Below are 21,186 nucleotides of genomic sequence, written 5' to 3'. Positions count from 1 at the left end.
CCTATACTCGCGGAAACAGTATGACGATTTCAACGGAGGCTCCTACCGCCATGGGCAAGACCGGGATCGCGGCCCTGCTTCTCCTCGTCCTGGCCACCGCACCGGCCTGGGCCCATAGGGTAAATCTGTTCGCGACGGCGGAGGGCGACCGGATCAAGGGTGTGGTGACCTTCGGCGGCGGCGGCAAGGGGGCCGGCCTTACCGTGCGGGCCAAGGGCCCCGACGGCGCCCCGCTCGGCGAAGCGACCACCGGGCCCGACGGCGGCTTTTCCCTGCCGGTGGGAAGCCGTATGGATCATCTGTTGACGGTCGACCTTGACGATGGCCATGCCGCTACCTTCGTCGTCAAGGCGGAGGAGTTCCCCGAGACCCTGCCGGCCGGCGACGCGGCCCGCATTCCGCCCGGAACCGGCGACCTGGAATTGGCGGTGGCCCGTCAGATCGCGCCGCTGCGCGCCCAGATCGCCGCCTACGAGGAACGCATCCGCTGGCACGACGTCCTGGGCGGCATTGGCTACATCCTGGGCATGGCGGGAGTAGCCTTCTTCCTTCTCGGCCGCCGGGCGCCGCGCCCATGATCGACCCGGCCTTCCGCGATTCCGTCGTCCAAGGACCGGTGCAGCGGCTCGATCCCCGTCTGCGGCTGCTGGCGGCTCTGGCCTTTGGGGTGGTGACGATCTCTCTCCGCGAGACGGCGGCCCTGGCGGCTGCGTTGGGCCTTGCCGTCCTCCTGGCGGCGGTGGCCGGTCTTCCGTGGCGACCGACCCTGCGTAAGCTGGCGGCCATGGACGCCTTCGTGGTCATGGCGTTGGCCCTTCTGCCTTTCACCGTGCCGGGCGAGGAACTGTTTCGCCTGGGGCCTTGGCCGGCCAGCCGGGAAGGCTTGTTGCAGGCCCTGGCGGTGGCGTTCAAAGCCAACGCGGCCCTGCTGGCGCTGTTGGCCTTGGCGGGGACCATGGAGGTCTCCGCCCTCGGCCATGCCCTCAAGCATCTGAAGGTGCCGGACGCGCTGATCCATCTGTTGCTGCTCATGGTCCGTTATGTCGACGTTCTGCAGCGGGAATACGGACGGTTGCGCCTGGCCATGCGGGCCCGTGCCTTTCGGCCGCGTAGCGACCGGCATACCTGGCGCAGCCTGGGCTATCTGGTCGGCATGCTGCTGGTGCGCAGTGTCGAACGCTCCGAGCGGGTGCTGGCGGCGATGAAATGCCGGGGCTTCGATGGCCACCTACACTTGGTCGACGAGATGGCCTTCGGACCGCCGGACGCGGCCTTCGTCGTCCTGTTCCTGGCCGGCTTAGCCGGCCTGGTGGGATTGGAGGCATTGCCGTGAGCCTGTTTTCCCTTTCCGGTCTGGGCTTCTCCTATGACTCCGGCCGGCCGGTGCTGGCCGGCCTCGATTTTGCCCTGGCAGCGGGAGAACGGGTGGCGGTGGTGGGGGCCAACGGCACCGGCAAGACCACCTTGCTGCACTTGATGGTGGGCCTGCTGCATCCCCAGGCGGGAACGGTGACGGCCTTCGGGCGGGAGCGGCGGTCCGAGGAGGATTTCATCGAGGTGCGCGCCCGCGCCGGCCTGCTGTTCCAGGACCCCGACGACCAGTTGTTCTGCCCGACGGTTGCCGAGGACGTGGCTTTCGGACCGCTCAACCTGGGCCTGGGGCGTGCCGAGGCGGCGCGGCGGGTGGACGAGACCCTGGAGGCCCTGGGCATCCCGGAGTTCCGTGACCGGGTGGCGATCCGCCTTTCGGGGGGCGAGAAGCGGCTGGTCACCCTGGCGACCGTGCTGTCCATGCGGCCCGAGGTCCTGTTGCTGGACGAGCCCTCCAACGCATTGGACGAGAAGGCGCTGGAGCGGCTGTTGGCCATTCTGGAGGGATTGCCCCAGGCCATGGTGATGGTCTCTCACGACCGGCGCGTGGTCGATCGACTGGCGACGCGCCGGGTCGAACTGCGTCATGGAAAGTTCATCGTGCCTTAACCGCGCCTTAATCGCGGTCCACCACTGTCGACCATGGAAAGAGACATGGAAAAGACAGGACAAGGACGATCCTCATGCAGACTCTCCGTCATCGCTTCATGGACCCCGACATGCGCGACAGCGCCATGGCGCTGATTCAGGAACACGGCCGCCACGCCTATCGCTACGCGCTGGATCGCGCCGCCCAGATCCGCGCCCGCGGCAACGCCGCCGTATCGCTCCAGTGGAGCGCCTTGGCCGCCGCTATCGGCGACATGACGCACCAGGGGGCTTAACCCGCCCTTAACCAAGGTCGCCACATCTTCGCGGTGTCGATTCGTCCGACACCTGATGGAGATGTCACATGACCTTCATGCATCACGGCGTCAGCCAGACCGAGGTCCGGGAAGGGGCCAGTTCCCTGATTGGCCGCTATGGCGATGGGGCCTTTGCCGTTGCCGTGGAACAGGCACACCGTTCGCGCGCCAGCGGCGACCGCCAGTTGTCCAACCGCTGGGCGGCGGTAGCCTGGGCGATCAACGAGTTGACCGCCGGTTCCGCCACCAACTAAAGGCCCTTTCCGCTTACCAGCGCGACGGGCCCCAGCCCGGTCCCGGTCCATAATAGGGGCCTGGTGCCGGCATGGCCCAGGGATACTGCCCGTAGGGCGTTCCAAACGGGTAGCCGTAGGGACCTTCCGGCACCGCCATGGCGTAAGGCGGCAGGTTGCGGCTGACCGCGCCGCTGCCGGCCATGGGCATGGTGCCGAAACCGGCCGGTCCGGGCCAGCCGACCAGTCGGGGCTGCGCCTGGGGATAGGGCAACATGGGCTGGGGCGCCGCCATCATGGGGGCGGTTGGCCCGAAGCCGTAGGGCGCCCGATAGGCGTAGGGCATGCCGTAGCCATAGGGAACCGCGCCCCCCATCATCGAAGGATGCGGACCGTTGCCGACCATCACCGGCACGGGAGCCGGCCGCTGCGGCACCATCGCATAGGGAGTCCCCGGATTATAGGCCATCGGCCGGTAGCCGTAGCCCGCCTGCGGCATTCCCATCCGACCCGGCATCGCCGGTCCCCAGGTTGCCGGCCCGTAGCCGGCCCCGCCGTTACTGTAGGCCGGACGCCCGCCGCCGCAGCAGCAGGGCCACCGCGGCCACGCCGAGCGCCAATCCCGTTCCCATCCGCTTCATAACCCGCTCCCATCCAAAGGACCACGACATGTAGTCCATGGTAGCACATTTCAACACAATATCGACGAACTTTCGCTTGATTTGCCCGACAGGGTCGTACAATCCGTGGCGACGGTCAAGGAGGAACTATGGCCGCGTGAAAGCCCGTGTAATCCATGCTAGCATGGCGCAAAATCGACAAAGCGGTTCCGACCCGAAACTTCAGGTGGGCTTGCCATGGCGAAATCCGTGTTGGTGGTGGACGACGAACCGAACATCGTGCTGTCGCTGGAATTCCTTATGAGGCAGGCGGGTTTCGACGTGCGGGTGGCGCGCGACGGGGAAGAGGCCCTGAAGGCCATCGCCGATCGGGTGCCCGATCTGGTGCTGCTCGACGTGATGATCCCCAAGCGCGACGGCTATGATGTCTGCCAGCAAATCCGTGCCAATCCGGCCTGGCAGGACGTGCAGGTCATCATGCTTACCGCCCGCGGGCGCGAAGTGGACAAGGAGAAAGGAATGGCGCTCGGAGCCACGGCTTATGTCACCAAGCCCTTTTCCACCCGCGAACTGACCCAGCGGGTGCGCGACCTGCTGGGCACCTGAGATGTGGCGGGAAGAAGCGACCGGCGAACGTCTGGCGGCGGTCTTCCTGTTGGGCTTGGCGCTATTCAGCCCCCTGGTTCTGCGCCTGTTCGACCGCGGGCCGGAGACCGTTCTGGCCGGTATTCCCCTGCTCTATGTCTACGTCTTCGGGGCGTGGGGGCTGTTGATCGGCCTGCTGGCTTGGGCCATGCGCAGCCGGCCTGCGGTGCCGCCGCCGCGCGAGCCGCCGCCCCTCGACTTCTCGGTCTGACGGGGAGGCGACGGTGCTGCCGGGTTGGCTGATCCTTCTCACCTCCTTCGGCTACCTGAGCCTGCTGTTCGCCATTGCCTATTACGGAGACCGCCGCGCCGACCGCGGCCGCAGTCTGATCGGCCATTCCTCCATCTACGCCCTGTCGATCGCCGTCTATTGCACCTCCTGGACCTTCTACGGCAGTGTCGGCCGTGCCGCGTCGACCGGATTGGGTTTTTTGCCCATCTACCTGGGCCCCACTTTGATGTTCGCCCTCGGTTGGGCGGTGATCCGCAAGATCGTCCGCATCAGCAAGGTGCACCACATCACCTCCATCGCCGACTTCGTATCGTCGCGCTACGGCAAGAGCCACCTGCTCGGCGGCTTGGTGACGGTGATCGCGGTGGTCGGGATCATGCCGTACATCTCCTTGCAGTTGAAAGCCGTGTCCTCCAGCTTCGCGGTGTTGCTGCACTACCCGGACCTGGCCGCCGCCCATCCCATGTCGGCCAGTCCCTTCGAGGACACCGCCCTGCTCGTGGCCATGGTGCTGGCCCTATTCACCATCCTGTTCGGCACCCGCCATATCGACGCCACCGAGCACCACGAGGGGATGGTCGCCGCCATCGCCTTCGAATCCATCGTCAAGCTGCTGGCCTTTCTGGCCGTCGGGGCATTCGTCGCCTTCGGCATCTTCGGCAGTCCCGGCGAGTTGTTTCGCCAGGCGGCAGCCCAACCGCAACTGGCCCGCCTGATGAGCGTCGAGGCGATCGGTCCCAATTGGATCACGCTGACCCTGCTGTCCATGGCGGCGATCATCTTCCTGCCCCGCCAGTTCCAGGTCACGGTGGTGGAGAACGTGGACGAGCGCCATCTGGAAAAGGCCGTCTGGCTGTTCCCGCTCTACCTTTTCGCCATAAACCTGTTCGTCCTGCCGATCACCTTGGGCGGCTTGCTGCGCTTTCCCGGCGGGGCGTTGGACACCGACACCTTCGTGCTCGCCCTGCCCTTGGCCGAGGGCGCTCCCTATCTGGCGCTGCTGGTGTTCATCGGGGGCCTGTCGGCGGCGACCGGCATGGTGATCGTCGAGACCATCGCCCTATCCACCATGGTCTGCAACGACCTGATCATGCCGGTGCTGTTGCGCTTCGGCCGCCTGCACCTGTCGGAGCGGAGCGACCTGTCCGGCCTGCTGCTGGGTATCCGCCGGGGCGCCATACTGTTCATCATTCTGCTGGGGTATCTCTATTTCCGGCTGATCGGCGAGTCTTATGCCCTGGTCACCATCGGCTTGGTCTCGTTCGCGGCCGCCGCCCAGTTCGCCCCTGCCATCCTGGGCGGCATCTACTGGAAGGGCGGTTCGCGCCAGGGGGCGGTGGCCGGACTGTCGGCCGGATTCGCCGTCTGGGCCTACACCCTGTTGCTGCCTTCCTTCGCCAAGTCGGGATGGCTGCCGGAATCCATCGTCGATCTGGGGCCCTTCGGGCTGCACCTGCTCAAGCCCTACGCCCTGTTCGGGCTGGAGGGGCTGGATTCCATCTCGCACTCCCTGTTCTGGAGCCTTGCCGCCAATGTCGGCGGCTATGTTGCGGTCTCGCTGGCAGGAAGCAAAAGCACCATCGAACGTATCCAGGCCACCCTGTTCGTCGAGGTCTTCAGCCAGTCCGAATCGGGGCGTGGCCTGGGAGCTTGGCGGGGCAAGGCCGCGGTTGCCGACCTTCGGGAACTGGCGGCCCGCTTCATCGGCCGCGAAAGGGCCCAGCAGGCCTTCGCCGACTTCGGCCGCCGGCACGGCTTCGACATCGACAAGCGGACCGAGGCCGACGCCGACCTGGTGCAATATGTGGAACGGCTGTTAGCCGGAGCCATCGGGGCGGCTTCGGCGCGGGTGATGATCGCCACCACGGTGCAGGGCGAGGGCATCGGCATCGAGGAGATCATGGAGGTGCTGGACGAGACCTCCCAGGTGCTCGAATACAGCCGGCAGCTCGAACACAAATCCCAGGAACTCGAAGCCGCCACACGGGAACTGCAGGCCGCCAACCAGCGACTCAAGGAACTGGACCGCATGAAGGACGAGTTCCTATCCACCGTCACCCACGAGTTGCGCACGCCCTTGACCTCGATCCGCTCCTTTTCCGAGATCCTGTTCGACAACCCGGAACTGGACGCCACCCAGCGGGGCGAGTTCTTGTCCATCGTCATCCGCGAGAGCGAGCGTCTCACGCGCCTGGTCAATCAGGTGCTCGACCTGGCGAAGATCGAGGCCGGCCGGATGGATTGGCATCTGGAAGACCTGGACTTGGCCGGCCTGCTGAACGACGCTGCCGCTTCGCTGAGGGGGATATTCGAGGAAAGAGATGTCGGTCTCGACTTGCGCCTGCCTGCTCCCTCGCCCCTGGTGCGGGCCGACCGCGACCATCTGACGAGGGTGGTCATCAACCTGTTGTCCAATGCCCAGAAGGTCTGCGGGCCGGGCACCGGGCGGGTGGAAATGTGGATGGAGCCGGGCGAGGGCGAGGCGGCGGTCTTCGTCCGTGACAACGGCCCCGGCATCGAGCCCGATCTGCAGGACAAGATCTTCGAGAAATTCTACCAGCTGGCGGCGGGCGGCACCGGCAATCCGTCGGGCAGCGGCTTGGGGCTGGCCATTTGCCGCAGCATCGTCGAACGCCAGGGCGGCCGCATCGCCGTGCACAGCCGGCCGGGGGAAGGGGCGACGTTCTCGTTCACCGTACCTTATCCTCCGGGCTGATCGTCAGGGGGCGAGGCGCGGGTGCCGGGGCCGGGTCGGATTCCTCGTCTTCGAACCAGGCGCGGCGGCCGGCGGGGGGGTCGCGACGCTCGGAGCGGCGGGCGGGCAGGGTCTCTTCCACATGGGCGAGGTTCTTCTCGGCGATGGCCGCCATGCGTTCGGCGCCCTCGGTGCGGTAGACCTCGCAGGCCTGCCGGAAGGCGTCGGCCGCCCCGGCGACGGGCTCCATGCGCCCGGTCAGGCGGCCCAGCAGGAACAGGGCCGATCCCCGGTTGTTCTGGGTGGCCGCGAAAAGTTGAGGATGTTCCGTCCGTGTCCGCACCTGGAGGGCGGACTCGCAGGCCGACACCGCCCTTTCCAACAGTTCGATATGGCGCAACTCGCCACCCAGCACCTGCGCGGTCTGGGCGAAGCTGTTCAACAGATCGGCCCAGCGCAAGGGGTCGTCATGACGCCCGATCACCTGCAAGGCGCCTTGCAGGGCGGCCAGCGCTTCCTTGAGCAGATCGACGTCCCCGGTCCTTAAATCGAGGCGGTAGAGCACCTGCCCCAGGCGGGCCTGGGTGGTGGCCCATTCGAAGGGCTGTTCGGCCCGGGTGAGTATCTGCAGGACGGAACGGAACAGGTTGGCGGCGGCACCCAAGGTCTCGGAGTCGTTGGTGCGCTCGGCCAGGGCCATCAGCACGCAGCCCAGGTTGCGCTGGGCCATGGCCCAGTCGAGCGGCGCATGGTCCCTGGACAGGCCCTCCAGGGCGGAACGGTAGGCATGGGCCGCCACCTGGTACATCTCGGCCGGACCGCCAAGGGTGGCGAGCGTCGCCACCGCGTTGCCGTAGCAGTTCTGGATCGCCGCCCGTTCCTTGGATACCAGTTCCTTGGGCAGTTGCCGCATCAGGGGCTGGGCGGCTTCCAAGGCTTCGGCCAGAGCTTGGCGCTGCGCCGCCGTGCGCGTCTCGTCACCGACTACCGTGGCGGCCAGGGCGACGGCGGCCAGCAGATGGCCGAACTCGGGCGGGAAATTGGCCGGTAGGACCAGCGTCGTGCCGGTCGAGAACAGCCCGGCGCGGTCGGCGCGATCGACCAGGGCTGATACGAAACGCAGATGCACGCTGGCACCGGTGGCGGGAAATTCGCCCCAGATCAGCAGGTCCGCCTTCAAAGGGCCCAGCCATTGCCGCCCGGTTTCGGCGGCGATCGCCAGGCGGCGGGGAGGCTCGACCGAGGCATCGACCGCCAGGATCTCCTTGATGGGCCGCACGGAAAGGCCCTTGCTCCGCCCCAAGGTGTCGGCCAGCAGCTTGGTCAGTTCGGCACCCCTTTCGCCGGGCAACTGGGAGATGCGGACTTCGATGCGCCCGGTCGGCGTGCCGCCGCCACCGAACAGGCGTCCGAACAGGCCGGGACGGGTCGCCCGCGTCGGATCGCGGCGCAGCCGCGCCACTTCCTGTTTGGCGGAACCCTGGGCCAGCATTTCGTCGGCGGCCCGGAGCCTCTGAACCAGTTTCCTGATGATGGATAGCGCCATGGCCGAATCGGTTTCCAATTGCCTCAGGAATTCGTCGCGCCCGATCTCGCGGACTTTCACCTTGCCGGCGGCGACGGCCGTGGCGCTGCGGCCGCTGCCGTCCAGGATGCCCATCTCCCCGAACATCTCGCCCGTCTTCAGGCGCGCAAGCTGTACCGGCTCGCGGTCGCTGGCCTTGGAAAGCTCGACGGCACCGCCCTCTATGACATAGGCGCTGTCGCTCGGGTCGCCCTCGCGGAAAATGACGTCTCCGTCTCTATACTGCTTCTTTGCCATTTTCCAATCTGCTCCGCCCCCCGGCAGCGGTCAATCGCCTCGACAAGTCTTCGGTCATAAAGGTAAAGACTTTATTCACCATGGCGCCGTCATTTCCGTCACAAATGGTCGCGGTCGAGGACGCGGAAGATCTGCCCGCCCTGGCCGGGGCCTATCTGCTGGTCTTCGATCTGCTGGGGCCGGTCACCGTCGCTCTACCGGGCCGGCCGGCCGCCACTTTGGCCGAGGGTCGCTACCTCTATGCCGGCAGCGCCCACGGGTCGGGCGGCATCCGCGCCCGGGTGCGGCGCCACCTGAAAGGCGGGAAAACGGTGCGCTGGCACGTGGACCGCCTGACCAACGCGGCGGGTGCGGCGGCGGTCATCGGCTTTCCCGACGGCGACGAATGCGCGCTCGCCGCCTACGCCTTGAGCCTGCCGGGGGCTGTCGTTCCGGCGCCCGGCTTCGGCAGCAGCGACTGCCGGCGTTGCCCCTCCCACCTGATCCGGGTGGCCGACGATTGGGACGCGGAGACGGAACTGGCCGCAAGGGCGGCCGTCATCTGGCGGCGCCCGCCCGCCGTCTGCTTCTGGCTACCTCCGCCAGGGCGTCGCGCACCTTGAGGAAGACGTCGTCCCACTGGCCGGGATGATTCTGGCGGAACAGGCGCAGGCTCGGGTACCAGGGATTGTCGGCGCGATCGAGCAGCCAGCGCCAGTCGGGGGAATAGGGCAGCAGCACCCAGGCCGGACGGCCGAGCGCTCCGGCCAGATGCACGACCGAGGTGTCGACGCCGATCAGCAGGTCGAGTTGCTGGAGGGCGGCGGCGGTATCGGCGAAATCCTGCATGCGTGGACCGATGTCCATGATCAGGGCTTCGGTGCAGAGCCGGTCCAGGTCCGCTGCCGATTCGCCCTTCTGCAGACTGAAGAAGAATACGTCGGCGACCTCGAGCAGGGGCAGGAACCGCTCGAAGGAGACCGAGCGGTTGCGGTCGTTGCGATGGCTGGGCTTACCCGCCCAAGCCAGGCCGACCTTGAGTTGATCGGGCGGGGCGGGCAGATGGACGCTGTGCATTTCCGGGGCCCGGAGATAGGGGATGGAGGCCGGAACGGTCTCCAGGCTGGTCGAGAAGACGCGGGCCAGGCTGAGCAGGGGAATATGCACGTCGAAAGGCGGCAGGCTGCCGCCTTGCACCACCACCCGGTCGGCACCCGGGACGCCCGAGAACAGGCGGGCCAGTTCGGGCTGGCATTCCAGGATGACCGTCGAGTCGGGGTGGCTGCGCTTCAGTATGGGCAGGTAGCGGACGAACTGGATCATGTCGCCGAAACCCTGCTCCTGATGCACCAGAAGGCTGCGGCCCTTCAGGGCCGATCCGTCCCAGGCCGGCTGGGGGAACTGGCGGGGCGGGCTGCGATCCAGCTTCCAGCGCCATTCGTATTCCTCGAAGCCGCGTTTCAGATCGCCGGTGACCAGGAAGCCGAGCGCCCGGTCCCAGTGGCAGTCCACGTGATCGGGCTGGCGGCGGAGCACATCCTCGAAGCCCCGCATCGCAGCCGCCAGATCGCCGGCATCCCGCTGGGCCAGGGCCAAGTTGTAGACGGCTTCCACCGACCCGTCGGCCAACTCCACCGCCCTGCGGTGGGCGGCGACCGATTCCTCCATCCGGTTGGCGTCGCGCAACGCGTTTCCCAGGTTGGAATAGACGCCCGGATTGTCGGGACGGTAGGTGAGCGAGCGGCGATAGGCGGCCACTGCCGCCCCAAACTTCTTCTGGGACCGCAGGGCAACTCCCAGGTTGTTGTAGGCATCGGCCATGCGGGGATCGAGGGCGAGGGCACGGGCATAGCCCTTGATGGCGTCGTCCAAGCGTCCTTGGCGGTGAAGATCGGCGGCCAGGGTGAAGAGCCGCAAGGCCTCCCGCTCGCGCATGCCGGAGGGGCTGGCGGCGTTGGGGTTCAGGGGCGGACGCGGCGCCTTGGACGCGACCGGGGGCGGCGCCTTCACCGCGGTCTGGGTCGGGGCCGGCGCGATCGGGACGGGCGTAACGGCGGTGGGAGCCGGCGCCTTCTCGACCCGGCGGACGGTTGCCTTGCGCACTGCCTTGACGGGCGGCGCCGGGGGTTGCGGGGTCTTGGCCAAGAGGTTCCTCCCTGTCTCCTTCCTCCCCCTTCTACCACAAAGGAAAAAAGGGCGTTAGAGTCTGCCGCATGCTCTACGACATGCCTCTCTACCGCCCGCCCAGCGAGGGCGACAACCTGATCCTCCAGGTCACTCTGGGGTGCAGCTTCAACGGCTGCACCTTCTGTTCCATGTACAAGGCCAAGACCTTCCGCATCCGGACGCTTGAAGACGTCTTCGCCGACATCGCCGCCGCCGCCGCCGACTGGCCGGAAGCCCATCGGGTTTTCCTGGCCGACGGCGACGCGCTCACCTTGCCGACGGACCATCTTTTCCGCATCCTGGACCACCTGCGGGCGACCTTTCCGGATCTGGCGCGGGTGTCCTGCTACGCCACCCCGGTCAACCTGCTGGGCAAGACTTCGGACGAGTTGCGCGGCCTGCGCGACCGGGGCCTGACCCTGGTCTATGTCGGCATCGAGTCCGGCTCGGGCCGGGTGCTGCGGCACATCCGCAAGGGCGCCACGCCCGCTTCCATGGCCGCGGCGCTGGAACGGGCCCGCGGGGCGGGACTGAAGATCTCCGCTACGGTGGTTCTGGGCCTGGGCGGACGGCGCTACTGGGAGGATCATGTCGACGGTACGGTGGCGGTGGTCAACCGCGCCGCACCTCATTTTCTCTCCACCCTCCAACTCTACCTGGAAGATACGGTCGTGCCCCGCTTCCTGGCCTGCTGGGAAGGCGAGTACGAACCTCAGGACGATATCGGAATCCTAGCGGAACAGGAACGGCTGCTGTCCGGCCTGGAGCCCGCCACGCCCGTCATCTTCCGGTCCAACCACGCCTCCAACTGCCTGGCCTTGGCCGGTACCCTGCCCAAGGACCGCGGTCGCCTGCTGGCGGAGGTCCGGGCCGCCCGCCAGGGAGCGTCCGCCCTGCGTCCGCGCTTCCTGCGCAGGCTATAGCGGCGGATTTGACAAGGCGGGCGTTCCCGCTATAGTGCGCGCCTTCATTTCCGGGAATGCGGGCGTCCCTCCGTGGACCGCGCCCCGCCCCTCCCTCGGGAGACGGCCTACCGGGACAAATGCCAACGAGGCAGACAAAGAGAGAGAAACGAGATGACCAAGCGCCTGAAGTCCAAATACAAGATCAACCGCCGCTTAGGCGAGAATCTCTGGGGCCGGCCCAAGAGCCCGGTCAACACCCGCGAGAACCGCCCCGGACAGCACGGCCAGCGCCGCAAGAAGCCGTCCGATTTCGGCATCCAGCTGCTGGCCAAGCAGAAGCTGAAGGGCTACTACGGCAACGTCAGCGAGCGCCAGTTCCGCCGCTACTACGCCGAGGCCGTGCGCCGCAAGGGCGACACCTCGGAGAACCTGATCGGCATCCTGGAGCGCCGCCTGGACGCGGTGGTCTACCGCATGAAGTTCGTGCCGACCGTGTTCGCCGCCCGCCAGATCGTCAACCACGGCCACGTCAAGGTCAATGGTAAGCGCGTCACCATTCCGTCCTATCAGGTCAAGGAAGGCGACACGATCGAGCTGCGCGAGCGCTCGCGCGAGCTGCCGCTGGTCCTCGAGGCCTCCCAGTCGGGCGAGCGCGACGTGCCCGACTACATCGAGGTCGATCACAAGAAGATGCGCGGGACTTTCGTCCGCACTCCCAAGCTGGCCGACGTGCCCTACCCGGTGCAGATGGAACCGCACCAGGTGGTCGAATTCTATTCGCGCTGATTGCCGGTTCCCGGCTTCGAGACCCCAAGGCCCGGCGCACCCCGCCGGGCCTTTCGCGTCGGAGGGGATCAACGCGGCTTCGTACCGTCGAACCAAGTGTCGCAAAAGACGACGAACCTTTCGGCGTCCGCAAGAATTCTCCGAGCCATGGCGACGAGATCTTGGCGCTCGGTCCCGTAATCGGAAACGAGACGTACATCAAGGGCCCGATTGAAGCTTCTCCCGATACTCCGGGCGGGTTCTCCCATATCCGCGACGATCCGCCCGAATTGCCCGACCACGCTGGCATGTTTGGAAGGCGCCTTGCCGCCCAGTCGACGGAGAACCGCGACTGCCGCATGAAACATGGCGTAGTAGGCCAGATGGATGGCGGCCTCGGGCATGGTCCCGGCATCGTAGCTTGTCGCCTGGCGGAGAAATTCCCTGGCCTTCGCCATATGCAGGGCCGTCTCTCTGCTCACAACAAGATGCCCTCGTCGCGGATGGTGCGCAAAATCTGGAGGTCTTCCGTCCGTCCTTCGGCGAAGGCAATAGGCTGGATGAACTCGCCGCTTTCCACGATCAGGTCGTAGGCAGCATCGGCAAGGCGCCCGGTGTCTTCGATGGTCGCGCCATCTTTCAAAAACACAGCCACATCCCAGTCGGAATCCGCTTCGGCTTCGCCGCGGGCCCGCGAGCCGAACAGGACGGCACGCGCCACTCGGCCGGGCAGGGCTGCCTCGGCCCGCCGCTTGAATTCCCTGACCAAACTCAGATCGGGCGGTTGCATGGCTCCAGTCTACCAGTCGGTGGGTCGGACGGCTATCCCCGCCGCCAGAGGGTACCCTGGGGGCCGTCTTCCAGGAGGATGCCTTGGCCGGCCAGTTCCTGGCGGATACGGTCGGCCTCGGCGAAATTCTTGGCTTTGCGGGCATCCTTGCGGGCCTGGATGAGTCCCTCGACGGCCGCGTCGTCCAGGCCGCCCCCGCCTTCCGGCGTCCAGCGCAGCCAAGCTTCCGGGTCTTGGCCCAGCAAGCCCAGCAGTCCGGCCGCCGCCAGCAGCCGGCCCTTGGCTGACGCATCGCCGTTGCGGTTCAACTCGCCTAGCAACTCGTGCAGATGGGTGAGAGCCAGGGGCGTGTTGAGGTCGTCCGATAACGCCGCCAGCACCGGTTCCGGCGGCGCCGTCGGCGTGGGCGCGGCGGGCGCGTTGCGCAAGGCCCCGTAGAAGCGGTCCAGCATGTGGCGGGCCTGGCGGATGCCGTCCTTGGTGAAGTCCAGCGGCTGGCGGTAGTGGGTTTGCAGCAGCACCAGGCGGATGGCCTCGCCGGGGAATTCCTTCAACAGGTCGTGGACGGTGTAGAAGTTGCCGAGCGACTTGGACATCTTCTCGCCTTCCACCATCAAAAAACCGTTGTGCATCCAGTAGCGCACGAAGGGCGCGCCGTCATGGGCGCAGGTGGATTGGGCGATCTCGTTCTCGTGGTGGGGGAAGATCAGGTCCTGGCCGCCGCCGTGGATGTCGAAGGTCTCGCCCAGATACTGGCCGCTCATGGCCGAACATTCCAGGTGCCAGCCCGGCCGGCCGCGGCCCCAGGGACTGTTCCAGCCGGGGATGCCGTCTTCCGACGGCTTCCACAGCACGAAGTCGGCCGGATCGCGCTTGTAGGGGGCCACTTCGACCCGGGCGCCGGCGATCATCTCGTCGCGGTTGCGACCCGACAGCCGGCCGTAGTCGGCCATCGAGGGGACGCTGAACAGCACGTGGCCGTCCGCCTCGTAGGCGTGGCCGGCGGCCAGCAGGGATTGGACCAGGGCGATCATCTGGGCGACGTGCTCGGTGGCGCGCGGCTCCACGTCGGGGGGCAGGGCGCCCAGGGCGGCCATGTCCTCATGGAAGGCCCGGGCGGTGCGCTCGGTGATGGCGCGGATGGTCTCGCCCGACGCGCGGGCGGCGGCGTTGATCTTGTCGTCCACGTCGGTGATGTTGCGGACGTAGGTGACCTGGGGATAGAGCCGCCGCAAAAGGCGCGCCAGCACGTCGAAGACGACGACCGGCCGGGCGTTGCCGATATGGGCGTAGTCGTAGACCGTGGGTCCGCAGACGTACATGCCGACCCGGCCGGGGACCAGGGGCTCGAACTTTTCCTTGGTGCGGGTCAGCGTGTTATGCAGGTAGAGGTCCATTCATCCCCCCGAGGCGGTCAGGCGCGCGAGCGCGCGGTCGCGACCGATGACAGGTAGCAGAGCCTTGAGTTCCGGTCCATGATCCTGCCCGGTCAGGGCTTGGCGCAGCGGCAGGAACAGGGCCTTGCCCTTGCGGCCCGTGGCCGCGCTCACCGCTTGGGTCCAGGCCTTCCAAGTCTCCTGACTCCAGGGTTCGGGCGGCAGCAGGGCGATGGCCTCTTTCAATGGGGCTTGGTCCAGGACGGCGAAAGTCGCCTCGCCGTAGCAGACGCCGTGCCATGGCGCGGCATCGGCCAGGCGGCGCAGGTTGGGGCGCACCGCCTCCCAGAAGACTTCCTCCGCCGGCGCCAGCCCGAGGGCCGCCAGCCGGGGCGCGACCGTCGTGAAAGGCAGGGCGTGCAAGAGCTTTTCGTTGAGCCGCCAGAGCTGTTCGGCATCGAACTTGGGCGAGGCGCGGCCGCAATGGGACAGTTCGAAGCCGGCGATCAGGGCTTCATGAGTCGTTTGCGGCTCGATGGCGTCCGAGGTCCCCAGGTGGGCCAGATAGCTGGCCAGGGCCAGGGCCTCGACGCCTTGCTCCCGCAGGTCCGCCAGGCTCAGGCTGCCCAAGCGCTTGGACAGTCCCTCGCCACCGATATCGGTCATCAGGGGCAGATGGGCGAAGGTGGGCGGCGGGGTGCCCAGGGCTTCGAACATCTGGACCTGCACGGCGGTGTTCGCCACATGGTCCTCGCCCCGGATCACATGGCTGACCCGCATGTCGACGTCATCGACGACCGAGGGCAGCATGTAGAGGAAAGTACCGTCCTCGCGGATCACCACCGGGTCGCTCAGGTGGCCGCCCTGGAAATGGACGGGTCCGCGCACCAGATCGGTCCAGGCGATGTCCGCGTCGTCCAGCCTGAAGCGCCAATGGGGCCGGCGGCCTTCCGCCTCCAAGGCGCGGCGCTGGTCTTCGGTCAGCCCGAGAGCGGCGCGGTCGTAGACCGGCGGCTGGTGGCGGGCCAACTGCCGCTTGCGGCGGAATTCCAGTTCCTGGGGCGTCTCGTAGCAGGGATAGAGGCGGCCCTGGGCCTTCAGGGTTTCCGTGGCGATCCGGTAGCGCTCCAGGCGGTCGGACTGGCGTTCCTCGGCATCCCAGTCGAGGCCCAGCCAGCGCAGGTCGCGGCGGATGGCCTCGGCGAACTCCGGGCGCGAACGCTCCGTGTCGGTATCGTCCAGGCGCAACAGGAAGCGGCCGCCCGAGCGGCGGGCGAACAGCCAGTTGACCAGCGCCACCCGGGCATTGCCCACATGCAAAAATCCGGTAGGGCTGGGCGCGAAACGGACGGTAACGAACATTCTACCCCCGGAAAGCATTGGTGATCGGGTAACGGCGGTCGCGGCCGAAGGAACGGCGGGTGATCTTGACTCCCGGCGGGGCTTGGCGGCGCTTGTATTCGGCTCCATCCACCAGGCGCCAGACCCGGCGCACGGTTTCCGGATCGTGGCCGCGTCCCACGATCTCGGCCTGGGACATCTCGTCCTCGATCAGGCATTCCAGGATGTCGTCCAGCACGTCGTAGGGCGGCAGGCTGTCCTGGTCGGTCTGGTTGGCCTTCAACTCGGCGGTGGGCGGCTTGACGATCACCCGGTCCGGCATGACCGGCCCCCCGGGGCCCAGGGCGCCTTTCGGCCGGTGGGCGTTGCGCCAGCGCGACAAGGCGAAGACCGTGGTCTTGTACAGATCCTTCAGGGCCGCGAAGCCGCCGCACATGTCGCCGTAAAGGGTGGCGTAGCCCACCGACATCTCCGACTTGTTGCCGGTGGAGATCACCATCAGCCCGAACTTGTTGGAAATCGCCATCAGGGTGAGGCCCCGGGCGCGGGCCTGGATGTTTTCTTCCGTGGTGTCGGGGGCCTGGCCGGCGAAGATGCTTTCCAGCATGCCGCCGAAAGCCCCCACCGCCGGTTCGATGCCGATGGTATCCAGCCGGATGCCCAGCAGGCGGGCGACTTCCGCCGCGTCTTCCAGGCTTTCCCGCGACGTGTAGCGGGACGGCATCATCACGCAGTGCACCTTGTCCGCCCCCAGGGCGTCCACCGCCAGGGCGGCGACGAGTGCGCTGTCGATGCCGCCCGACAGGCCGATCAGCACGCCCTTGAAGCGGTTCTTGCCCACGTAGTCCTTCAGGCCGGTCATCACGGCCCGGTAGATGTTCTCCAAGGGGGCGGGCTCGGGAGCCAGCGGCGCCTCGACGCAGGTCCAGCCCCGGACCTCGCGGCGCCACCGGGTGAGCGCCACCTCTTCCGTCCAGGTATCCAGGCGGGCCACCGGGGTTCCGTCGGCGGAAAGGGCGAAGGAGCCGCCGTCGAAGACCAGTTCGTCCTGCCCGCCCACCAGGTTGACATAGACGAGCGGGCGCGGCACCGCGGCTTGGCGCTCGCGTGCCACGCCTAAGCGGGTGTCTCCCTTCCCGGCTTCGAAGGGCGAGCCGTTGAGCACCGCCAGCAGATCGGCCCCGGCCGCGCCCAGATGGTCGACGACGGCCGGCTTCCACATGTCCTCGCAGATCATGACGCCCAGGTTCATGCCGCGAAAGGCGATGGGCTCGGGCAGCGGGCCGGGGGCGAACAGGCGCACCTCGTCGAAGACGCCGTAGTTGGGCAGTTCGTGTTTGAAGCGAATCGCCGCGATGTCGCCGCCATCCAGCAGCAGGGCGGCGTTGTAGAGGTGATCGACGGCCAGCCAGGGCGCACCGATCAGCAGCGCCGGGCCGCCGTCCCGGGTGGCCTGGGCCAGTTCGGCCACCTGGGCCTCCACCGCGCGCTGGAAGGCGCCCTTGAGGATCAGGTCGTCGGGAGGATACCCGGTGATCGCCAGCTCTCCGAACACGGCCAGATCGGCGCCTTGCCGGCCTGCCTCCGCCCGCATGTCGAGGATGCGTCGCGCGTTGCCGGCCACGTCGCCGACCGTGGGGTCCATCTGCGCCAAAGCGATCGCCAGGGTGTCGGTCATGTCGGCAGCCTAGAAAGGGCTCCGATGGCTGTCAACGTGGGCTTGCGAAAAGCGGTGGAACGCGGCCCGGCGAATCACTATTCTCTGACCATGGCAAAGGGTGGAGGCGGAGAGAGTCAGGTCGTCTGGACCGGCAAGATCAGGCCGGCGGAACCCGACCGCGCGGAAATCTACCAGCCCACCCAGGGCGGCAAGTTCGCCTTCCAGGGCCACGGCGGCAAGGGCGGGAAGGATGAACCGAAGCCGGTTCCGGTTCCGACGCCGAAGCCAGCGGCCAAGCCGGCCCAGTCCCTGTCCCCCGCGGCCCAGAGCCGCGCCATCGCCGAGACCGTGGTCTCGTCCCTGCTGGATCGGCTGGTGTCCGAGGCCAAGCGCAAGGGCGGCATGCTGTCGGTGGACGACATCCAGGGCCTGACCCAGGAATTCGAGAAGAAGACGGCGGTGCTCCAGACCGTCTTCGAGAAATCCTTCGAGGACTACGTCAAGGCGCGCGAACGGGCGGCCTGGCAGCAGACCCGGCAATATCCCTTCGACCGGGTGATCGTCCAGACCTTCGCCGGGAGCTTCGCCGACGGCCCCAAGCTTATCAACGACCCGGACGCCCTGTCGCGGCGCATCCTTCCCGGCTTCTTCATGGCGCTCGGCATGATGCTGGGGCCCGAGGCCATGGACCAGTGCCAGGAGCGCTGCCGCAAGATCGTGGCGCGCCATAAATCGGGCCGCAATGACGAGTTCGACTGGCAGAACGTCTACGACGATCCGGAAACCAAGGCGCTGGTCCTGGAAGCCCAGGTCGCCATCGCTCCCTATTTCGAGGACCTGCGCAAGCGCGCCGATTGGCTGATCAATCTGGTCAATACCCACCTGAGCCCCTACGAGGGCGATGCGAATTCGCCCGTCGCCCGCTGGACGATGACCGAGGTCTCGTTCTTTACCTTGGTGGAAGGGCTGCTGGGCGGCCTCAAGGCGACCCTCAACACCGACGCCGGGGCGCAAGAACTGGCGCAACGCCACGGGCATGAAACCTGCTCGCGGCTCTACAAGCTGTTCCGCAAGCTGGATGCGGCGGCCACGGAATTCCGCAGCCAGGCCGTCTTGTAGAATCTATTCCGTGTCTTTCAGTTAGTCGCCTGACGTCCATTCCCCACATACTCCACCGACCGCATTTCCATCAGCCGGGATGCGGTGCGGTGGAATTCGAAGCTGCCGTCACCGGCCGGATACAGGGCCTCCGGCGGGGCGGCGGCGGAACAGATCAGGGTGGCCTTGGCCTCGTACAGGGCGTCGATCAGGGTCACGAAGCGTTTGGCCTGGTCGCGCATCTCGGGCCCCATCCGCGGAATCGCGGCCAGCACCAGGGTGTGGTAACGCCGGGCGATCTCCAGGTAGTCGGCCGGGCCCAAGGGCTGGGCGCAGAGATCGGAAAAGGAGGCCAGCGCCACCCCGTCGGCGGCCAAGGGCAAGGTCACCTTGCGGCCGTTCACCATGAAGCTGTCGGCCGTCGCGTCCGCCCCGTTGGTCAGGCGCTGGAAGGCGAGCCCCAGGGCCCGGTCGGCCTCGTGGTCGTGGGGCGTCCGGTAGACGTCCATGTGGGTGAGGCGGTCCACCCGCCAGTCGCGGCCGCCGTCCAGATGAAGCAGGTCCAGCCGCTCCTCGATCATTCCGATGAAGGGCAGGAACAGTTCGCGCTGCAGTCCGTCCTTGTAGAGGTCGCGCGGCGGCCGGTTGGACGTGGTCACCATCACCACCCCGGCCTCGAACAGATGCTGGAACAGCCGGCCCAATATCATGGCATCGGCGATGTCGTTCACCTGCAACTCGTCGAAGCAGAGCAGCCAAGCCTCGTCGGCCAGGCGCCGGGCGATGGGCGGGATGGGATCGCCCGCTTCGCGTCCCTTGAACTTGCGGTATTCGCCCAGGCGGGCGTGGACCTGCTGCATGAAGGCGTGGAAGTGCACCCGGCGCTTGCGGGCCACGGGGGCTTCTCGGAAAAACACGTCCATCAGCATGGACTTGCCGCGTCCGACCCCGCCATAGAGGTAGAGACCCTGCGGCGGCGCCTCGCGGCGGCGGGCCAAGCCGAAGCGGGCCTTCCAGGCCGCCAGCCCCGCCGCCGGCTCGTAGGCCTTGAGCGCCAGATGCAGGCTTTGCAGCTTCTCGACCGCCAGGGCCTGTGCCGGGTCGGGCGAGATTTCCCCCGCCGCCAGCTTCGCCCGGTATTCGGCAAGCGGTCCTTCCGACATGGCTAGAAGGTTAAGGGGCGCTTTCCCACCTGTAAAGGTGGGCAATCAGACGGCGGCGGTGTTGGCGGTCCGGCCGGCGAACTGTTTTTCCATCTCGTGGCGGAAGGACAGGATGTCGGCGATGTCGCCTTGAGGATCGACGTCCACGTCGAACCAGCGGATGGGATGGTCCACCGCGATATGGGTCTTCAGGCGCGCCCCGGCAGCCAAGCCCAACGGCAGATAACCGCGCGCCAGGGCCTCGCCGGCCGCCATCGCCCGGCCGTAGACGCAACGTCCACCCTCTCCGTCCAGGGTTTCGCCGGCGTCCAGGCCGCGCTTGGCGAAGGTCGTCACCTCGGCACGGAATTCGCCCGGAGTGCCGGTCGCCTCGCCGCGCAGCACCGCCGAAGCAACGCTGATGGCAATCTCGGCGCCGGGCAGACGGCAAGGCCGCCAAAGCGCCGCATGCCGCCCGTCGGGGGCCACCGCCAGCCCGCAGCCGGAGAAGGCCGCTCCCGCCCCCTTGGACGAGGCTTCGAGAACCAGGAAGGTGCCATCGCCCAGGCCGCCCGGCAGGAGCTGGCCCGTCACGTCGCGGCCCGAAACGGCAACCACCCGTCCGGCGGCGTCGAGCATGCCGCCCGCGTCCTTGGGCAGCAGTCGCACCGGCAGATCCGCCATCGCGCAGGGCAGGTAGGCCAGGTCGGACGGCGCCACGTCCAAGCCAACGGCGTTGGCGGAGCAGGCCATTTCGAGGGCGGCCTGAGTGCCGTCCAGGGCGGAGACCGCGGTGGACAGGCTCAGGTGGCGGGTGGAGGCCTCCTCGGCGGTCAGGCCCAGTTCGTTCCAGGCGGTGGCCGGATCGACCTTGCGGCGATCGGGCCAATAGGCGGTGCCGCGTCCCGCCGCGACGACGGGAAAGCCGCAAGCCCGCGCCCAGTCGACCATCTCGCCCAGGCTGGCGGGGACGCCGCCGTAGGCCAGGGTGTAGACGGTCCGTGCCTGACCGGCGCGCCGGGCAAGCAAAGGCCCGGCCAGGGCATCGGCCTGCAGATTCGCCATCACCACGTGGCGACCGCGCCGGAAGGCGGCCAGGGCATGGCGGATGCCCGCGGCCGCCTGGGCAGTGGCTTCGACGATCAATTCGATGCCGCCGGCGTTGATCAGGGCTTCGGCGTCGTCGGTCAGGAAGGTGGAGCCTTGGGCCTGGGCCTTGGCGAAGGAGGTGGCGGCGCACCGTTCCGCCTCCCAGCCGGCGGCCATGCAGCCCGACCAGGCCTGCTCGACCGAGCGGTCGGCCACCGCCATGACGTGGAGCCCCGGCGCGCGCAGGGCCTGGGCGAGGAAGGCCGCCCCCAACTGGCCGGCCCCAATCAGGCCGACGCGGATGGGCCGGCTTTCGGCGGCGCGCCTCAACAGCATGCGATGGAGAGCCATC

At 67.6% G+C, this 21,186-nt stretch carries 22 protein-coding genes; 12 read left to right on the top strand and 10 right to left on the bottom strand.

Annotation, left to right across the window (positions count from 1 at the left end):
* Positions 1-20 precede the first annotated feature (20 nt).
* The 5 genes from H7841_03355 (at position 21) to H7841_03335 (ending at position 2,530) form a co-directional block, all read left to right on the top strand.
* Positions 21-578, top strand: coding sequence for a hypothetical protein (locus H7841_03355; protein ID MEO5335920.1), 558 nt, complete (start codon positions 21-23; stop codon positions 576-578).
* Positions 575-1,333 carry a cobalt ECF transporter T component CbiQ gene (gene cbiQ / locus H7841_03350; GenBank protein MEO5335919.1) on the top strand — a complete coding sequence of 253 codons (759 nt, stop codon included), beginning with the start codon at positions 575-577 and terminating at the stop codon, positions 1,331-1,333. The genes H7841_03355 and cbiQ overlap by 4 nt, the downstream gene beginning before the upstream one ends.
* Positions 1,330-1,980, top strand: a complete 651-nt coding sequence (locus H7841_03345) for an energy-coupling factor ABC transporter ATP-binding protein (protein ID MEO5335918.1) — start codon at positions 1,330-1,332, stop codon at positions 1,978-1,980. The genes cbiQ and H7841_03345 overlap by 4 nt, the downstream gene beginning before the upstream one ends.
* Positions 1,981-2,054: 74 nt before the next feature.
* On the top strand, positions 2,055-2,255 hold the full coding sequence (locus H7841_03340) for a hypothetical protein (protein MEO5335917.1): 201 nt from the start codon (positions 2,055-2,057) through the stop codon (positions 2,253-2,255).
* Between the two features lie 68 nt (positions 2,256-2,323).
* Complete coding sequence (locus H7841_03335) at positions 2,324-2,530, top strand: hypothetical protein (GenBank protein MEO5335916.1); 207 nt, start codon at positions 2,324-2,326, stop codon at positions 2,528-2,530.
* Positions 2,531-2,543: 13 nt separating this feature from the next.
* On the opposite strand, the gene H7841_03330 is transcribed toward H7841_03335, so the two are convergent.
* Entirely contained in the window at positions 2,544-3,014 is a 471-nt protein-coding gene (locus H7841_03330) for a hypothetical protein (GenBank protein MEO5335915.1), read from the bottom strand.
* A 352-nt stretch (positions 3,015-3,366) separates the two neighbouring features.
* Here H7841_03330 and H7841_03325 point away from each other — a divergent pair, with 352 nt between their 5' ends.
* From H7841_03325 to H7841_03315, 3 genes are read left to right on the top strand one after another with little or no spacing between them, the layout of a single operon-like run.
* On the top strand, positions 3,367-3,735 hold the full coding sequence (locus tag H7841_03325; GenBank protein ID MEO5335914.1) for a response regulator: 369 nt from the start codon (positions 3,367-3,369) through the stop codon (positions 3,733-3,735).
* Between the two features lies 1 nt (position 3,736).
* A complete protein-coding gene (locus H7841_03320) occupies positions 3,737-3,985 on the top strand; it encodes a hypothetical protein (protein ID MEO5335913.1) in 249 nt (82 codons plus the stop codon).
* A 13-nt stretch (positions 3,986-3,998) separates the two neighbouring features.
* Positions 3,999-6,722, top strand: a complete 2,724-nt coding sequence (locus H7841_03315; GenBank protein ID MEO5335912.1) for a sensor histidine kinase — start codon at positions 3,999-4,001, stop codon at positions 6,720-6,722.
* Here H7841_03315 and H7841_03310 read toward each other — a convergent pair.
* A complete protein-coding gene (locus H7841_03310; protein ID MEO5335911.1) occupies positions 6,697-8,523 on the bottom strand; it encodes a cyclic nucleotide-binding domain-containing protein in 1,827 nt (608 codons plus the stop codon). The genes H7841_03315 and H7841_03310 overlap by 26 nt on opposite strands.
* Positions 8,524-8,627: 104 nt before the next feature.
* On the opposite strand from H7841_03310, the gene H7841_03305 reads away from it, so the two are divergent.
* Positions 8,628-9,125, top strand: a complete 498-nt coding sequence (locus tag H7841_03305) for a GIY-YIG nuclease family protein (GenBank protein MEO5335910.1) — start codon at positions 8,628-8,630, stop codon at positions 9,123-9,125.
* Here the strand turns inward: H7841_03305 and H7841_03300 are convergent.
* Positions 9,061-10,647 (bottom strand): tetratricopeptide repeat protein, encoded by a 1,587-nt coding sequence (locus H7841_03300; GenBank protein MEO5335909.1) that lies wholly within the window; start codon positions 10,645-10,647, stop codon positions 9,061-9,063. The two genes, H7841_03305 and H7841_03300, sit on opposite strands and share 65 nt — an antisense overlap.
* A 68-nt stretch (positions 10,648-10,715) precedes the next feature.
* Between H7841_03300 and H7841_03295 the strand changes: the two genes are divergently transcribed.
* Positions 10,716-11,591, top strand: coding sequence for a radical SAM protein (locus H7841_03295; protein ID MEO5335908.1), 876 nt, complete (start codon positions 10,716-10,718; stop codon positions 11,589-11,591).
* A gap of 153 nt (positions 11,592-11,744) precedes the next feature.
* Positions 11,745-12,359 carry a 30S ribosomal protein S4 gene (gene rpsD / locus H7841_03290; GenBank protein ID MEO5335907.1) on the top strand — a complete coding sequence of 205 codons (615 nt, stop codon included), beginning with the start codon at positions 11,745-11,747 and terminating at the stop codon, positions 12,357-12,359.
* 68 nt (positions 12,360-12,427) lie between these two features.
* Here rpsD and H7841_03285 read toward each other — a convergent pair whose 3' ends face one another.
* The 5 genes from H7841_03285 to H7841_03265 are packed head-to-tail and all read right to left on the bottom strand — an operon-like array spanning position 12,428 to position 17,523.
* On the bottom strand, positions 12,428-12,820 hold the full coding sequence (locus H7841_03285) for a HEPN domain-containing protein (protein ID MEO5335906.1): 393 nt from the start codon (positions 12,818-12,820) through the stop codon (positions 12,428-12,430).
* The gene (locus tag H7841_03280; protein ID MEO5335905.1) at positions 12,817-13,128 is read right to left on the bottom strand and encodes a nucleotidyltransferase domain-containing protein; all 312 of its coding nucleotides are present in this window, start codon (positions 13,126-13,128) and stop codon (positions 12,817-12,819) included. Before H7841_03280 ends, H7841_03285 begins: the two co-directional genes overlap by 4 nt.
* A gap of 32 nt (positions 13,129-13,160) precedes the next feature.
* The gene (gene cysS, locus H7841_03275; protein MEO5335904.1) at positions 13,161-14,525 is read right to left on the bottom strand and encodes a cysteine--tRNA ligase; all 1,365 of its coding nucleotides are present in this window, start codon (positions 14,523-14,525) and stop codon (positions 13,161-13,163) included.
* On the bottom strand, positions 14,526-15,866 hold the full coding sequence (gene gltX / locus H7841_03270) for a glutamate--tRNA ligase (GenBank protein MEO5335903.1): 1,341 nt from the start codon (positions 15,864-15,866) through the stop codon (positions 14,526-14,528). It abuts the gene before it with no gap.
* Between the two features lies 1 nt (position 15,867).
* Positions 15,868-17,523, bottom strand: coding sequence for an NAD+ synthase (locus tag H7841_03265; protein MEO5335902.1), 1,656 nt, complete (start codon positions 17,521-17,523; stop codon positions 15,868-15,870).
* A 24-nt stretch (positions 17,524-17,547) separates the two neighbouring features.
* Here H7841_03265 and H7841_03260 point away from each other — a divergent pair, with 24 nt between their 5' ends.
* Positions 17,548-18,624, top strand: coding sequence for a hypothetical protein (locus H7841_03260; GenBank protein MEO5335901.1), 1,077 nt, complete (start codon positions 17,548-17,550; stop codon positions 18,622-18,624).
* Positions 18,625-18,641: 17 nt separating this feature from the next.
* On the opposite strand, the gene zapE is transcribed toward H7841_03260, so the two are convergent.
* Both zapE and H7841_03250 read right to left on the bottom strand, forming a co-directional pair.
* On the bottom strand, positions 18,642-19,766 hold the full coding sequence (gene zapE / locus H7841_03255) for a cell division protein ZapE (GenBank protein MEO5335900.1): 1,125 nt from the start codon (positions 19,764-19,766) through the stop codon (positions 18,642-18,644).
* A gap of 45 nt (positions 19,767-19,811) precedes the next feature.
* Complete coding sequence (locus tag H7841_03250) at positions 19,812-21,185, bottom strand: flagellar biosynthesis protein FlgA (GenBank protein ID MEO5335899.1); 1,374 nt, start codon at positions 21,183-21,185, stop codon at positions 19,812-19,814.
* Position 21,186 lies beyond the last annotated feature (1 nt).

The organism is Magnetospirillum sp. WYHS-4, from assembly GCA_039908345.1.
Lineage (GTDB): Bacteria > Pseudomonadota > Alphaproteobacteria > Rhodospirillales > GLO-3 > JAMOBD01.
Note: the sequence above shows the minus strand (reverse complement) of the source record. Positions and strands in the feature narration are given on the sequence as shown.

Coding starts and splice junctions, on each gene's coding strand:
- H7841_03355 (MEO5335920.1), top strand. CDS start 21: ATGACGATTTCAACGGAGGCTCCTACCGCCATGGGCAAGACCGGGATC.
- cbiQ (MEO5335919.1), top strand. CDS start 575: ATGATCGACCCGGCCTTCCGCGATTCCGTCGTCCAAGGACCGGTGCAG.
- H7841_03340 (MEO5335917.1), top strand. CDS start 2,055: ATGCAGACTCTCCGTCATCGCTTCATGGACCCCGACATGCGCGACAGC.
- H7841_03335 (MEO5335916.1), top strand. CDS start 2,324: ATGACCTTCATGCATCACGGCGTCAGCCAGACCGAGGTCCGGGAAGGG.
- H7841_03330 (MEO5335915.1), bottom strand. CDS start 3,014: ATGGGAATGCCGCAGGCGGGCTACGGCTACCGGCCGATGGCCTATAAT.
- H7841_03325 (MEO5335914.1), top strand. CDS start 3,367: ATGGCGAAATCCGTGTTGGTGGTGGACGACGAACCGAACATCGTGCTG.
- H7841_03320 (MEO5335913.1), top strand. CDS start 3,737: ATGTGGCGGGAAGAAGCGACCGGCGAACGTCTGGCGGCGGTCTTCCTG.
- H7841_03310 (MEO5335911.1), bottom strand. CDS start 8,523: ATGGCAAAGAAGCAGTATAGAGACGGAGACGTCATTTTCCGCGAGGGC.
- H7841_03305 (MEO5335910.1), top strand. CDS start 8,628: ATGGTCGCGGTCGAGGACGCGGAAGATCTGCCCGCCCTGGCCGGGGCC.
- H7841_03295 (MEO5335908.1), top strand. CDS start 10,716: ATGCTCTACGACATGCCTCTCTACCGCCCGCCCAGCGAGGGCGACAAC.
- rpsD (MEO5335907.1), top strand. CDS start 11,745: ATGACCAAGCGCCTGAAGTCCAAATACAAGATCAACCGCCGCTTAGGC.
- H7841_03280 (MEO5335905.1), bottom strand. CDS start 13,128: ATGCAACCGCCCGATCTGAGTTTGGTCAGGGAATTCAAGCGGCGGGCC.
- cysS (MEO5335904.1), bottom strand. CDS start 14,525: ATGGACCTCTACCTGCATAACACGCTGACCCGCACCAAGGAAAAGTTC.
- gltX (MEO5335903.1), bottom strand. CDS start 15,866: ATGTTCGTTACCGTCCGTTTCGCGCCCAGCCCTACCGGATTTTTGCAT.
- H7841_03265 (MEO5335902.1), bottom strand. CDS start 17,523: ATGACCGACACCCTGGCGATCGCTTTGGCGCAGATGGACCCCACGGTC.
- H7841_03260 (MEO5335901.1), top strand. CDS start 17,548: ATGGCTGTCAACGTGGGCTTGCGAAAAGCGGTGGAACGCGGCCCGGCG.
- zapE (MEO5335900.1), bottom strand. CDS start 19,766: ATGTCGGAAGGACCGCTTGCCGAATACCGGGCGAAGCTGGCGGCGGGG.
- H7841_03250 (MEO5335899.1), bottom strand. CDS start 21,185: ATGGCTCTCCATCGCATGCTGTTGAGGCGCGCCGCCGAAAGCCGGCCC.